The following is a 13,872-nucleotide window of genomic DNA, read 5'->3' as shown; positions in this document are numbered from 1 at the left end:
GGCAGCGGCTGCGGCCCACCCGCCGTGCGGGATCGTCCGGTGATGTTTCACGTGAAACAGCCGGACCGTTTCACGTGAAACACCGCTGCTGCCCGGGGATTTCGCGGCATCGGCGGTCTGATCCGCCGGGCAGACGCCGACCCGGTGGCGGCGCCGTCCGCCCGGGCAGACGGAAAGGGCGCCCGCTGGGGGAGTCGCGGGCGCCCTGCTCGTGGGGCGGTCTCCTGTCGGACCGCCGGGGTTACGCGGCGGCCGGGATCACCAGGTCGCCGCCACGTTCTGATCCGTCTGCCAGTACGTCACCCGCGCGCTGTCGTCCAGGTATGCGGAGCCGCCGGGCAGTGCCACCTGCGCCGCGCCGTCGATGCTGCCCTGTCCGTCGCGGCGGGCGAGGTAGACGGTCAGTGAGGTCACCGTGGTGCCGTTCCGGGCACCGTCCGCGCCGGACAGCGCCACCCCGGCGTAGCCGGACTTGCCCGGCTCCAGGCTGACCACGGCCTGCGGCTTGCTCTCCGGCCACTCGGCCACCGGCGCCTGGGCGTCGTCGAACCGCAGGGCGGGCGCGGCGTACAGGTCGCAGCGGACGCCGGAGGTGTTGGTGGCCACCAGCATCAGGTGGTTGATCGGCCGGGTCATCGGCCTCGCCGTGATCCGGAGCTTGGTGACGTCGCAGGCCGCCTGCCGGACGCCGGACCCCTTGCCGTGGCCGGCGGCGGGCGGCGCCACGCCACCGGAACCGTCCGGCTTCCCCGCGCTCTCCACCGCGGGGGTGGCGTCCTTGCCGTCCTTGCCGCTCTTTCCCGCCGCGCCGCTGCCGCCGTGGCCCGCGGTGCTGCCGCCCTTGCCGTCGCGCAGGGCGTTGGCCGCCGGGTCCTTGGCATCCTGGGGAGCCGGGTTGAAGGGCTTGGCGTCGCTGGTTTCCAGCGGGTTGCTCTGGCCGCCGCAGGCGGTGAGGGTGAGCGCGGCGACCGCGGTCAGGCCGGCCGCGGCGATCCGCAGCGTACGGCGGCGAACGGCGCGGGGCGAGGTGCGGGCGGTGGCGGCGTCGGTGCGTGGCATGGCAAGTCCCCCCTCGGCGGGCGCGGGGCGCGCCCTGGTCCGGCCCGGCTCGGTCGGCCCGGTCTCTCCTGCGGTCTGCCCACAAGACTGCCGACCGCCGCTGCCGTCCGGCTAACGCCTCCCTAACGTCCGCCCCGCCACCTCGCCGCTCAGCCGCCCGGACGCCCGCCCGGCTCGCCGGACTCCGCCGCGCCTCCGCTCTCCCGCCGCGGCCCCGCACCGCCCTCGTCCCGGGCGAACAGCTGGGTCAGGGCGCTGATCGTGTAGACGTCGGTGGCTTCCTCGTCCACCAGGTGCATCTCCGCGAGCCGTTCGAGCCCGTCCTGGGTGCGCTCCTGGTCGTACCCGGCGAGCGCCGCCGCGGCCGACGCGTTGAGGTGCCCGTCGGGACTGTTCGCCAGCGCCCGGAGCAGCCGCGCGTCATCCGCGGACAGCCGGGCGACGGACACTCGCAGCGCCGCCGCGACCCCGGTGTCCTCCGCCGACAGCAGGGCCAGCCGCCGCCGCTCGTCGCGCAGCGCGGAGGCCAGCCGGGCCAGCCGCCAGCGCGGCCGGGCGGTCAGCTGGGCGGCCGCGGCCCGCAGCGCCAGCGGCAACCCGTCGCACAGGTCCACCAGTTCGCGGGCCGCGGCCGGATCCTCCGCGACCCGGTCGGGTCCGAGCATCGCGCCGAGCAGGGCCGTGCCCTCCTCATGGCCCAGCGCCTGAAGCCCCACCGGACGGGCGCAGTCGGTGGCGACCAGCCCGTCGAGCCGGCTGCGGCTGGTGACGACCGTGGCACAGTGCGGACCGCCGGGCAGCAGCGGGCGCACCTGTGCCGAGCTCCGCGCGTTGTCCAGGACGACCAGCAGCCGCCGTTCGGCGACCAGTGAGCGGAACAGTGCCGAGGCGGCCTGCGCGGAGCCCGGTACCCGCTCCGGCGGGGTGCCGAGCGCCTGGAGGAAGTCGCGCAGGATCTCGGCCGGCGCCGCCTCGTCGCCCTCGCCGAAGCCGCGCAGATCGGCGAAGAGCTGCCCGTCCGGGAACGCCCCGGCCTGGAGGTGGCCCCACTGCACGGCGCACGCGGTCTTGCCGACCCCGGCCGGACCCGCCACCACCGCCAGCGGGCTCTCTCCGGTCGTACGGTCCAGCAACGCCTCGGTCAGCGCCGCCAGTTGGCCTTCGCGTCCCAGGAAGCGGGCCGGGGGCCGGGGCAGCAGCCGCGGCGCCGCGCCGGCCCGGGGCCGGCCGGACTGCGCACCGGACGCACCCGCCTGTCCGGCAGCGGCCGGGGCCCCGTCGGAACCATGTTTCACGTGAAACGTGCGGCCGTCGGCCGGACCGCTGCCGCCCCCGCGGCCGGGTGCCGCGGCCTTCGGACCGCCGTCGCCGGCCTCCGCGCGCAGGATCTCCTCGTACGCCGCGCGCAGCCGCTCGCCGGGGTCGACGCCCAGCTCCTCGCTGAGCAGCCGCCGGGTGCGGTGGTACCACTCCAGCGCGTCGGACTGCCGCCCCGTCCGGAACAGCGCCCGCATCAGCGCGGCGATCAGCCCCTCCCGCAGCGGATGGTTGACGGCCGCCGAGTAGAGCATGGCCGCGCCCTGTTCGTGCTCGCCGAGCGCGCCGTAGGCCCGGGCCAGCGCCTCGACGGCGGTCAGCCGGCGCTCCTCCAGGGCGTGCGCGGCGGCCGCGAACGGCGGACTGGTGACCGTGCCGGTCAGCGCGGGCCCGCGCCACAGCCCCAGCGCCTCCCGCAGCAGCGGGACGGCGTCGGCCGGGGCGGCCTCCGGCCGCGCGAGCGCCACCAGTTCACCGAAGCGGTGGGCGTCGATCAACTCTTCCGGCAGCCGCAGCAGGTACGCCGACCCGTGGGTGGCCAGCTCGATGCCGTACGCCTCGGCACCGCCCGCGGCCAGCGTGGCGCGCAGCCGCGAGACATGCCCCTGGACGACGGTGCGGGCGTGCTCGGGTGGCTCGTCCTCCCACAGGGAGTCGATCAACTGCTCCAGTGGGACGGTGGTGTTGGGCTGCAGAAGCAGCAGTGCCAGCACACTGCGCCGTTTGGCGGGCCCGAGCGACAGCTCTTCGGAGCCGTTCGTCACGGAGATCGGGCCGAGCAGTGAGAAGTCCAACTCAGCTCTCCAGGAAGGCTGTCAGCGCGTGCGCGAGCAGATAGGGGTCCTCGGCGCCGCACAGTTCGCGGGCCGAGTGCATGGACAGGATCGCGACACCGATGTCCACCGTCCGGATGCCGTGCCGGGCGGCGGTGATCGGGCCGATGGTGGTGCCGCACGGCATGGAGTTGTGGGACACGAAGGACTGCCACGGCACCCCGGCCCGCTCGCAGGCGGCGGCGAACACCGCCCGCCCCGTGCCGTCGGTCGCGTACCGCTGGTTGACGTTCACCTTCAGGATCGGCCCGCCGTTGGGCATCGGGTGGTGCCCCGGCTCGTGCCGGTCACTGTAGTTGGGGTGCACCGCGTGGCCGGTGTCCGAGGACAGGCAGACGGTGCCCGCGAAGGCCCGCGCCCGGTCCTCGTACGTCCCGCCGCGGGCGAAGACCGAACGCTCCAGCACCGTGCCGAGCAGCGGGCCGTCCGCACCGGTGTCGGACTGGCTGCCGTTCTCCTCGTGGTCGAAGGCGGCCAGCACCGGGATGGCGGTCAGCGGCGCGCCCGAGGTGGCCGCCGCAGCCAGCGCCGCCGTACCGGCGTGCACGGACAGCAGGTTGTCCATCCGCGGACCGGCGACCAGCTCCCGGTCGCGCCCGAGGTAGGCGGGCGGCTCCACGCTGTGGACCATCAGGTCCCAGCCCTTGATGTCCTCGGCCGGGACCCCGGCCTCCTCGGCCACGAACGCCATCAGATCGCCCTCGGCGACCTCGCCCAGGCCCCAGATCGGCGTCATGTGGCGCTGCTTGTCGAGCTTGAGGCCCTCGGAGTTCACCGAGCGGTCCAGGTGCACGGCCAGCTGCGGCACCCGCAGCAGCGCCCGGTCCACGTGGACCAGCCGGCTGCTGCCGTCGGCGAGCGTGATCCGGCCGCTGAGCCCGAGGTCGCGGTCGAGCCAGGTGTTGAGCAGCGTGCCGCCGTAGATCTCGACGGCGATCTGCCGCCAGCCGCGGGTACCGGTGTCCGGGATCGGTTTGACGCGGAGGTTGGGGGAGTCGGTGTGCGCCCCGATGATGTGGAACGGGGTCGCGGGGCCCGCCCCTTCCGGGACGTACCAGGCGATGATCGCCCCGCCGCGGAGGACGTACCGGCCACCGCTCCGGCCGTCCCACTCGTCGGTCTCCGCCACCTGCCGGAAGCCGGCCTTCTCCAGCCGCTCCGCCGCGTTCGCCACCGCGTGGTAGGGCGAGGGGCTGGCGGCGAGGAAGGACATCAGGTCGTCGGTGTGGCCGCGGTCGAAGCGGGCGGAGTTGGTCATGGATTCAGCATAAGGAGCCAACTCCGTTCTGCCGTGCGCCCCCGGGGCGCGACTCCATTGCCTTCCGGCCACGATTTCCGCATTCCGGAGCGGTGGTGCGGCCAGAACGCCGCGCTGTTCGTCCCGGCCGGCCGCAGCCGTACCAGGGGGCCCGCCCGCACCGTCCGGTGCGGAAAGGGAGGAGCCCGCCTCGCCGGGGGAAGAGAGGCGGGCCCCCACAGTCTCCTCAGTGATTCTGAGAGCTTTCTGAGAAGCCGGTGACGGTCCGGGAACAGCTCCCGGACCGGCGGCTTCCGGCGCGGTCCTTAGAACGCGGCCTCGTCCAGCTCCATCAGGGACTGGTCGATGGACTCGGCGAGCTGCCGCTGCACCGCGACACCCGGCAGGACGTTGTGCGCGAAGAACTTCGCGGCCGCGATCTTGCCCTGGTAGAACGGCTTGTCCTTGGACGACGCGCCCTCCAGCTTTCCGGCCGCCACCGCGGCGCCCTTGAGGAGGAGGTAGCCGACGACGACGTCACCGGAAGCCATCAGCAGGCGGGTGGTGTTCAGGCCGACCTTGTAGATGGACGTGACGTCCTTCTCGGTGGCGGCGAGGTCGGTCAGCATGGCGCCGACGATCGCCTCCAGGTCGCCGGCGGCCTTGGCCAGCTCGCCGCGGGCCTGCTCCAGCTCCGCGCCGCCCTCGGCGTCGGCCAGGAACGACTTGATCGTCTCGGAGAGCCGGGTCAGCGCGGCGCCCTGGTTGCGGACGATCTTCCGGAAGAAGAAGTCCTGGCCCTGGATGGCGGTGGTGCCCTCGTAGAGCGTGTCGATCTTGGAGTCCCGGATGTACTGCTCGATCGGGTACTCCTGGAGGTAGCCGGAGCCGCCGAAGGTCTGGAGCGACTGGGCCAGCTGCTCGTAGGACCGCTCCGAGCCGTAGCCCTTGACGATCGGCAGCAGCAGGTCGTTCAGCGCGTGCTCGGCGGAGGCGTCCTCGCCCGCGGCCTCCTTGACGATGATCTCGTCCTGGACGGTGGCGGTGTAGAGCACCAGGGCGCGCATGCCCTCGGCGTACGCCTTCTGCGTCATCAGCGAGCGGCGGACGTCGGGGTGGTGGGTGATCGTCACGCGGGGGGCGCTCTTGTCGGTGAAGGCCGCCAGGTCGGGGCCCTGCACGCGCTCCTTGGCGTACTCCAGGGCGTTGAGGTAGCCGGTCGAGAGGGTGGCTATCGCCTTGGTGCCGACCATCATCCGCGCGAACTCGATGATCCGGAACATCTGGCGGATGCCGTCGTGCTTCTCGCCGATCAGCCAGCCCCTGGCGGGGTGGCGGTCGCCGAAGGTCATCTCGCAGGTGTTGGACGCCTTCAGGCCCATCTTGTGCTCGACGTTGGTGGCGTAGACGCCGTTGCGCTCGCCCAGCTCACCGGTCTCGAAGTCGAACTCGTACTTCGGCACGAGGAAGAGCGACAGGCCCTTGGTGCCCGGGCCGTGGCCCTCGGGGCGGGCGAGGACGTAGTGGAGGATGTTCTCCGACATGTCGTGCTCACCGGAGGTGATGAAGCGCTTCACCCCCTCGATGTGCCAGGAGCCGTCCTCCTGCTGGATCGCCTTGGTGCGGCCGGCGCCGACGTCCGAGCCGGCGTCGGGCTCGGTCAGCACCATGGTGGAGCCCCAGCCCTTCTCCACCGCGATCTTGGCGATGTGCTTCTGCTGGTCGGTGCCCTCCTCGAAGAGGACGCCGGCGAAGGCGGGACCGGAGGCGTACATCCACACGGCGGGGTTGGCGCCCAGGATCGTCTCGGCGAAGGCCCACAGGAGCGAGCGCGGCGAGGTGGTGCCGCCGATCTCCTCCGGGATGCCCAGCCGCCACCACTCGGCGTCCATGTACGCCTGGTAGCTCTTCTTGAAGGTGTCCGGGACCGGCGCGGTGTTGGTGTCCGGGTCGAAGACCGGAGGGTTGCGGTCCGCGTCGGCGAAGGAGTCGGCCAGCTCGTTCTCCGACAGGCGGGCGATCTCGGAGAGCACGCTCTTGGCGGTGTCGACGTCCATCTCCGCGAACGGCCCGGTGCCGTACACGCTGTCGCGGCCGAACACCTCGAAGAGGTTGAACTCGATGTCGCGGAGATTCGACTTGTAGTGCCCCATGGGTACGGCTCCGTAAGGGTTCGGGAGGGCCTCGTGCGAGGAAGACCTCGATGCGAGGAAGGGACCTCGATACGCAATACCAGCAAGTAGCTACGATGATGCTACCCACCGGTAATAAGAAGCAACCCCTTACGGCCGATCTGTGACGAGCGTCCCCCGCCTCCGCCCCGAATCAGTACGCTGTGCCGCATGTACGGCTACGACCAGAACGCGGGTGCCGGGCAGCAGTACGGAGCGCCGCCCCCGCCGCAGCAACCGGCCCCCGGGGGCTATGGCGAGCAGCCGCTGTATCCGGAGCCGTCCCCGCCGTCGCTGGCCGACGCGGTGCGCGCCTTCACCACCGGGTCGATGTCGGCCGAGGACTTCCAGGGCATCTTCTCGACGTCCAAGGTCTACTGCCCGCGCGGTGACAACCCCGGCTTCCTGGCGCTGCACAACACCCAGCAGCCGGTGATCCCGATGTTCACCTCGCTCAAGGAGCTGCGCCGGTACGCGGGCAAGGAGTCCAAGTACTTCGTGATCACCGGCGCCGAGGTGCTCGACCTGCTGCCCACCGGCTACGGCTTCGTCCTCGACATGGAGGGCGACCACCGGATGGTCTTCGACGCCAAGGCCGTGGAGCAGATGGTCGACTTCGCGATGCGCCGGATGTACGGCTAGCCGTTCTCGCCGCGCGGCCGGCTGGCGGGCTGACCGGCCTCCTGGCTCGCCCTGCGCCCCACCATCTGCTTCCGCGCCTCTCTGGCCTGCGGAAACATCACCGTACTCGCCAACGGAATAGCGCACACCTTGCGAGTTGTTCAGCTTTCAACTAACTTATTGAAAAGCGAACGACCGAGGAGGCCGTCATGCCCGCTGTGACCGTGGAGAACCCGCTGACCCTGCCGAGGGTCGCCGCACCCGCCGGGGCGCGCACCCGGCCCGCGCTGGCCGTCAGCACCGCACCGACCGGTTTCGAGGGCGAGGGCTTCCCGGTGCGCCGCGCCTTCGCCGGCATCGCCTACGCCCACCTCGACCCGTTCATCATGATGGACCAGATGGGCGAGGTGGAGTACGCGCCCGGCGAGCCCAAGGGCACGCCGTGGCACCCGCACCGGGGCTTCGAGACCGTCACCTACCTGCTCGACGGCACGTTCGTGCACCGCGACTCCCACGGGGGCGGCGGGGTCATCAATGACGGGGACACCCAGTGGATGACCGCGGGCTCCGGCCTGCTGCACATCGAGGCGCCGCCGGAGTCGCTCGTGATGTCGGGCGGCCTCTTCCACGGCCTCCAGCTGTGGGTGAACCTCCCCAAGAGCGACAAGATGATGGCGCCGCGCTACCAGGACATCGGCGGCGGCCAGGTCAAGCTGCTGACCTCCAGCGACGGCGGTGCGCTGCTGCGGCTGATCGCGGGCGACCTCGACGGCCACCGCGGGCCGGGCGTCACCCACACCCCGATCACGATGATGCACCTGACGGTGAACCCGGGCGCCGAGGTGACGCTCCCCTGGCGGGCGGACTTCAACGCGCTCGCCTACGCCCTGTCCGGCCGGGGCACCGCCGGTGCGGAGGGCCGCCCGTTCCACATGGGGCAGACGGTCGTCTTCGGGGCGGGCGACGCGCTCACGATCCGCGCCGACGAGAGCCAGGAGTCCCGCAGCCCGAACTTCGAGGTGGTGCTGCTGGGCGGGCTGCCGATCCGCGAGCCGATGAGGCACTACGGCCCGTTCGTCATGAACACCCACGCCGAACTGGCCCAGGCCTTCGAGGACTTCCAGGCCGGGCGGCTGGGCACGATCCCCGCCGACGAGGTGTGAGCGGCCGGCGTCAGCGGGTCCGCGGGGGCGGTGTTTCACGTGAAACACCGCCCCCGCACGCATGTTTCACGTGAAACACCGCCGTACGCGCCGTGCCGGGAACCGTGGCGACCCCGCCCCATGGACGTCGGCGGCCGGCGGGCCGTGGTGGACTGTCGGGGTGCGAAACGACTCGGATCACAACCGGAGCGGTGCCGAGCCCGGCCGGCCGCCGCACTCCCCGCCGCTGCTCCCGATCGAGGCCCGTCGTGCCGCCGCCTGGTGCGCGGCCGCTCTGCTGGTCGCGGCGGTGCTGGCCGTCGGCGGATGGCTCTGCGTCGAACTGAGCGCGGCGGTCACGCCCGTCCTGCTGGCGCTGCTGGGTAGCGCGCTGCTCGGGCCGCTGTACCGGCGGCTGGTGGCGATGCGCCTGAACCGGTCGCTGGCGGCCGGCCTGACCTGTGCGGTGCTGGTGATCGTGGTCGGCGGCGCCGGGTACATCGTGGTCAGCGCGCTGGTCGAGACCGGCGACCAGATCATCGCCTCGCTCAAGGACGCGGCGGCGGACCTCTCCAAGCACGTCGGCATGGCCGGAAACTCGCTCAGCGATCTCGCCACCAACGCCAAGACGCTGGTCAGCAAGTTCGGCAGCACCGCGGCCTCCGGGCTGCTGGCCGGGGTGAGCATCGTCGGCCAGTTCATCGCCGCAGCGGTGCTGGCGCTGCTGCTGACGTTCTTCTTCCTGCGCGACTCGGACAAGGCGGTCCGCGCGCTGCACGACTGGGCGCCCCGCAATTCCGCGCCGCAGCTGGAACGGATGGCCCGGCGCGGCTTCCAGTCCATCGAGGGCTTCATGCGCGGCACCACCTTCATCGCGCTGATCGACGCCCTCTGCATCACCGTCGGGCTGCTGGTCCTGAAGGTGCCGGGCGCCTTCGGCCTGGGCGCCCTGGTCTTCGTCGGCGCCTACATCCCCTACCTCGGGGCCTTCATCTCCGGCGCGGTGGCGATCCTGGTGGCGTTCGCGGACCGCGGCGTCGTGATCGCGCTCTGGGCGCTCGGTGTGGTCGTCGCCGTCCAGGTACTGGAGGGCCATGTGCTCCAGCCGATGATCCAGAGCCGTACGGTGCAGATGCACCCGGCGGTCGTGATGCTGGCGATCACCGCCGGGGCCAGTGTCGCCGGGATCCTCGGCATGCTGCTGTCCGTCCCGCTGACCGCGGCCGTCTCCGGCGTCCTGCACGAGCTGCGCAAGCACTACGCGGCGGGCCCGGGCACGGACGCGTCCGGCGGCTCCGGACCGGAGGACTCCCCCACCGCCCCGGCGTCCTCGTAGAGCTCGAACCACGTCGACTTGCCGTCCCCGCGCGGGTCCACGCCCCAGGCCCCGGCCAGCAGTTCCAGCAGCACCAGCCCGCGCCCGGAGGACGCGAGTTCGCCCGGACTGCGCCGGTGCGGGAGTTCGTCGCTGCCGTCCGCGACCTCCACCCGCAGCCGCCGGGACCCCCGCTCACCGGCGACCTCCGCCACCAGCAGCGCGTCCCCGTCGGTGTGCGTCAGCACATTGGTGACGATCTCGGAGACCAGCAGCTCGGCGGAGTCGACCTGGTCCGGGTCGGCCCAGTCGTGCAGCACATCGCGTACCTGGCGGCGGGCCGCCGCGATCCGCTCCGGCTCCGCCTGGGCCACGGAGAACACGGTGCGCCGCCCCGGCAGCCGCCGCAGCCGGTCCCCCGAGCCGAGCCCGCAGCTGCCGCCCTCACGGGAGAGCAGCAGCAGGGCGATGTCGTCCTCGCGGCGGTCCGCCAGCGGACCGGTGGTGTGGTGGGACGAGGGGCCGTGCACCGCCTGGACCAGGGAGTCGGCCAGCCGCTCCAGACTCTCGCCGTCCCCCTCCTCCGGCTGTGCGCCGTGCCGCTCGAACAGCTCGCGCAACCGCTCCCAGCCGGTTTCCAGATCGTGCCCGCCGGTCTCGATCAGCCCGTCGGTGCACACCAGCATGGTCTCGCCCGGCTCCAGGACGATCCGGGTCGTGGGGTAGTCGGAGTCGGGGTCGATGCCCAGCGGCAGACCTCCCGCGGTGGGCCGGCGCAGGACCGTGCCGTCGGCCATCCGGATCGCCGGGTCGGGGTGGCCGGCCCGGGCCACGTCCAGCAGCCCGGTCGCCGGATCCACCTCCACGTACAGGCAGGTCGCGAAGCGCTGGTCCTCGCCGTGGCCACGGAACTCGGTCTCGTTGATCCCGGCGAGGAAGCGGGAGGCGCGGGAGAGCACCGCGTCCGGGTGGTGGCCCTCGGCGGCGTAGGCGCGCAGCGCGATCCGCAGCTGCCCCATCAGCCCCGCGGCCCGTACGTCATGGCCCTGGACGTCCCCGATCACCAGGGCGATCCGGCCGGACGGCAGCGAGATCATGTCGTACCAGTCGCCGCCGACCTCCAGACCGCCGCCGGTCGGCACGTAGCGGGCCGCGACCGCCATCCCGGGGATGTCCGGCTGCACCGTCGGCATCATGCTGCGCTGGAGCCCGACGGCCAGTTCGTGCTGCGACTCCTGCACCCCCGCCCTGGCCAGCGCCTGGGCCAGCATCCGGGCGACGGTGGTCAGCACCGCCCGCTCGTCCGGGGTGAAGGCCACCGGGTGGGCGAAGCCGGCCATCCAGGCGCCGATCGTCCGGCCCGCGTTGACCAGCGGGAGGAACGCCCACGACGTGCGGCGGAAGCGGGCGGCCAGCGGCCAGGCGGCGGGGTAGCGGCGCCGGTACTCCTCCGGGGAGGGCAGGTAGATGGCCCGGCCGGTGCGCACCACCTCGGCGGCCGGGTAGTCGGTCGCCAGGGTGAGTTCGGTGAACGGCCGCTCGTCACCGGGGCGGTGGCCGTGGTGGCCGATCACCGAGAGCCGGTCGCCCTCGATGCCGAAGACCGCCAGGCCGTCCGGCATGAAACCGGGCATGGAGAGGCCGGCCGCGACCCGCAGCACCTCGGCCGTGGACCGCGCCTCGGCCAGCGCCCGCCCGGCGTCCAGCAGGAACGCCTCCCGCGACCGGCGCCAGTCGCCGGTGACCGTGGTGTGCGCCGCCGAGGTGCCGGGCTGCGGCTCGGGGACCTCCTGGAGGATGCCCACCAGCTCGAAACCGCCGTCGACCAGCCGGGGGCGGGAGCGGGAGCGGACCAGCCGCAGCACCCGCCCGCGCTCGTCGACGATGCGCAGCCGGGCCTCGGCGAGCGTCTCCTCGGCGAGCGCGAGCTGGATGATCCCGTTGATCTCGGCGAAGTCGACGGGGTGGAAACGGGAGCGCACGGCGGCCTCGGTGAGAACGGCCGGCTCGGCGGGAAGCCCCAGCAGCCGGGCCGCCTCGGCGTCGAGGCTCACCCGCCCGGATGCGTTGTCCCAGCGCCACAGGCCGGTCGCGAGGGCGGCCAGGAGGTCCTTGGTGCGCATTGCATCACTTTAGGTGGATTTGGCGTGACCCGGCCGGTGAGCCGGGCGGGACCATCGTCGCAGCCGGGGGCCGCGCCCTCACCCGCGGGGGACCGTGAGGGGGATATGTCAACCAGGACCCCGGGGCCGGGCGGTAACCTGGAGCGGTTATGCCATTCCTGGGGTGGTCTTTCGGGTGGTCCCCAAGGCGATCGATCGGGCGAGCCCCGCATCTGTCCTGCCGCCCGTCAGCTCCCCACCTCGACTCGCGACGACTTGGATGAGCGATGCATCGGTACCGGTCCCACAACTGCGGCGAGCTCCGAGCCGCGGACGTCGACACCGACGTCCGTCTCAGCGGCTGGCTGCACAATCGACGTGACCTGGGCGGCATCCTCTTCATCGATCTCCGCGACCACTACGGTCTCGTGCAGCTCGTCGCCCGCCCCGGCACCCCGGCGAACGAGGTCCTCGGTTCGCTGACGAAGGAGACCGTCGTCCGGATCGACGGCAAGGTCAGCGCCCGCGGCGCCGAGAACGTCAACCCCGACCTGCCGACCGGTGAGATCGAGATCGAGGTCACCGAGGTCGAGGTGCTCGGCGCGGCCGAGCAGATCCCCTTCACGATCAACGCCGAGGACGGGGTCAACGAGGAGAAGCGCCTCGAATACCGCTTCCTCGACCTGCGCCGCGAGCGGATGCACCGCAACATCATGCTGCGCACCGCCGTGATCTCCGCGATCCGCCACAAGATGGTGGCGCTCGGCTTCAACGAGATGGCGACCCCGATCCTGTCCGCGACCTCCCCCGAGGGCGCCCGCGACTTCCTGGTCCCGTCCCGTCTGCACGCCGGCAGGTTCTACGCGCTGCCGCAGGCGCCGCAGCAGTTCAAGCAGCTGCTGATGATCGCCGGCTTCGACCGCTACTTCCAGATCGCCCCCTGCTTCCGCGACGAGGACGCCCGCGCCGACCGCTCGCCGGGCGAGTTCTATCAGCTCGACATCGAGATGAGCTTCGTCGAGCAGGAGGACGTCTTCCAGCCCGTCGAGAAGCTGATGACGGAGCTGTTCACCGAGTTCGGCGACGGCCGCACGGTCACCTCGCCCTTCCCGCGCATCCCGTTCCGCGAGGCGATGCTCAAGTACGGCTCCGACAAGCCGGACCTGCGCGCCGAGCTGGAGCTGGTGGACGTCTCGGACGTCTTCGCCGCCTCCGGGTTCAAGGCGTTCGCCGGCAAGCACGTCCGGGCCCTGGCCGTACCGGGCACCGCCGACCAGCCGCGGAAGTTCTTCGACCAGCTCGGCGAGTTCGCCGTCGCGCAGGGCGCCAAGGGCCTGGCCTGGATCCGCGTCGGCGAAGGCCACGCGCTCAGCGGCCCGATCGCCAAGTTCCTCACCGACGACGACGTCAAGGCGCTGGTCGCGGCCCTGGACCTCAAGCCCGGCCACGCCGTCTTCTTCGGCGCCGGTGAGTTCGACGAGGTCTCCAAGATCATGGGCGCGGTCCGCGTCGAGGCCGCCAAGCGCGCCGGCCACTTCGTGGAGAACGAGTTCCGCTTCTGCTGGATCGTCGACTTCCCGATGTTCGAGCGCGACGCCGACACGGGCAAGATCGAGTTTTCCCACAACCCGTTCTCCATGCCGCAGGGCGGCCTGGAGGCGCTGGAGACCAAGGACCCGCTGGACATCCTCGCCTGGCAGTACGACATCGTCTGCAACGGCACCGAGCTGTCCTCCGGCGCCATCCGCAACCACGAGCCGGACGTCATGTACAAGGCGTTCGCGATCGCCGGTTACGACAAGGAGACCGTGGAGTCGGAGTTCGGCGGCATGCTCCGCGCCTTCAAGTTCGGCGCCCCGCCGCACGGTGGCATCGCCCCCGGCGTCGACCGCATCGTGATGCTGCTGGCCGACGAGCCGAACATCCGCGAGACCATCGCCTTCCCGCTCAACGGCAACGCCCAGGACCTCCTGATGGGCGCCCCGTCCGAGGTCGACGAGGCCCGCCTGAAGGAGCTCCACCTGAGCATCCGCACCGGCCCGGCCAAGCCGACGCCGTACAAGCCGACCAAGTAG

At 72.1% G+C, this 13,872-nt stretch carries 9 protein-coding genes; 4 read left to right on the top strand and 5 right to left on the bottom strand.

Translation table 11 applies throughout. The features are described from left to right. Positions 1-258: 258 nt before the first annotated feature. From MUU72_RS12115 to MUU72_RS12100, 4 genes are all read right to left on the bottom strand, one after another. Positions 259-1,059, bottom strand: a complete 801-nt coding sequence (locus MUU72_RS12115) for a DUF4232 domain-containing protein (protein WP_282503974.1) — start codon at positions 1,057-1,059, stop codon at positions 259-261. A gap of 149 nt (positions 1,060-1,208) precedes the next feature. Further along, complete coding sequence (locus MUU72_RS12110; RefSeq protein WP_248013189.1) at positions 1,209-3,170, bottom strand: AfsR/SARP family transcriptional regulator; 1,962 nt, start codon at positions 3,168-3,170, stop codon at positions 1,209-1,211. Between the two features lies 1 nt (position 3,171). After that, positions 3,172-4,467 carry a M18 family aminopeptidase gene (locus tag MUU72_RS12105; protein WP_248013188.1) on the bottom strand — a complete coding sequence of 432 codons (1,296 nt, stop codon included), beginning with the start codon at positions 4,465-4,467 and terminating at the stop codon, positions 3,172-3,174. Between the two features lie 305 nt (positions 4,468-4,772). Beyond that, positions 4,773-6,599 carry an acyl-CoA dehydrogenase gene (locus MUU72_RS12100; protein WP_248013187.1) on the bottom strand — a complete coding sequence of 609 codons (1,827 nt, stop codon included), beginning with the start codon at positions 6,597-6,599 and terminating at the stop codon, positions 4,773-4,775. A 189-nt stretch (positions 6,600-6,788) separates the two neighbouring features. Here MUU72_RS12100 and MUU72_RS12095 point away from each other — a divergent pair, with 189 nt between their 5' ends. The 3 genes from MUU72_RS12095 to MUU72_RS12085 all read left to right on the top strand — a co-directional run bounded on the left by MUU72_RS12095 (position 6,789) and on the right by MUU72_RS12085 (position 9,716). After that, positions 6,789-7,259, top strand: coding sequence for an SseB family protein (locus MUU72_RS12095; RefSeq protein ID WP_016571781.1), 471 nt, complete (start codon positions 6,789-6,791; stop codon positions 7,257-7,259). A 188-nt stretch (positions 7,260-7,447) separates the two neighbouring features. Beyond that, on the top strand, positions 7,448-8,401 hold the full coding sequence (locus MUU72_RS12090; RefSeq protein ID WP_248013186.1) for a pirin family protein: 954 nt from the start codon (positions 7,448-7,450) through the stop codon (positions 8,399-8,401). A gap of 160 nt (positions 8,402-8,561) precedes the next feature. Continuing rightward, the gene (locus MUU72_RS12085; RefSeq protein ID WP_248013185.1) at positions 8,562-9,716 is read left to right on the top strand and encodes an AI-2E family transporter; all 1,155 of its coding nucleotides are present in this window, start codon (positions 8,562-8,564) and stop codon (positions 9,714-9,716) included. On the opposite strand, the gene MUU72_RS12080 is transcribed toward MUU72_RS12085, so the two are convergent. Further along, the gene (locus tag MUU72_RS12080) at positions 9,638-11,818 is read right to left on the bottom strand and encodes an ATP-binding SpoIIE family protein phosphatase (RefSeq protein ID WP_248013184.1); all 2,181 of its coding nucleotides are present in this window, start codon (positions 11,816-11,818) and stop codon (positions 9,638-9,640) included. The two genes, MUU72_RS12085 and MUU72_RS12080, sit on opposite strands and share 79 nt — an antisense overlap. Positions 11,819-12,084: 266 nt before the next feature. On the opposite strand from MUU72_RS12080, the gene aspS reads away from it, so the two are divergent. Further along, positions 12,085-13,872 (top strand): aspartate--tRNA ligase, encoded by a 1,788-nt coding sequence (gene aspS / locus MUU72_RS12075; protein WP_248013183.1) that lies wholly within the window; start codon positions 12,085-12,087, stop codon positions 13,870-13,872.

It is taken from the genome of Streptomyces rhizoryzae (genome assembly GCF_023155275.1).
GTDB lineage: Bacteria > Actinomycetota > Actinomycetes > Streptomycetales > Streptomycetaceae > Streptomyces > Streptomyces rhizoryzae.
The sequence above is the reverse complement of the archived record's forward strand: the minus strand, read 5'-3'. Positions and strand labels throughout refer to the sequence as shown.

Bases quoted from the DNA above. Each gene is read 5' to 3' on its own strand.
- MUU72_RS12115 (WP_282503974.1), bottom strand. From the start codon at position 1,059: ATGCCACGCACCGACGCCGCCACCGCCCGCACCTCGCCCCGCGCCGTT.
- MUU72_RS12105 (WP_248013188.1), bottom strand. From the start codon at position 4,467: ATGACCAACTCCGCCCGCTTCGACCGCGGCCACACCGACGACCTGATG.
- MUU72_RS12100 (WP_248013187.1), bottom strand. From the start codon at position 6,599: ATGGGGCACTACAAGTCGAATCTCCGCGACATCGAGTTCAACCTCTTC.
- MUU72_RS12095 (WP_016571781.1), top strand. From the start codon at position 6,789: ATGTACGGCTACGACCAGAACGCGGGTGCCGGGCAGCAGTACGGAGCG.
- MUU72_RS12090 (WP_248013186.1), top strand. From the start codon at position 7,448: ATGCCCGCTGTGACCGTGGAGAACCCGCTGACCCTGCCGAGGGTCGCC.
- MUU72_RS12080 (WP_248013184.1), bottom strand. From the start codon at position 11,818: ATGCGCACCAAGGACCTCCTGGCCGCCCTCGCGACCGGCCTGTGGCGC.
- aspS (WP_248013183.1), top strand. From the start codon at position 12,085: ATGCATCGGTACCGGTCCCACAACTGCGGCGAGCTCCGAGCCGCGGAC.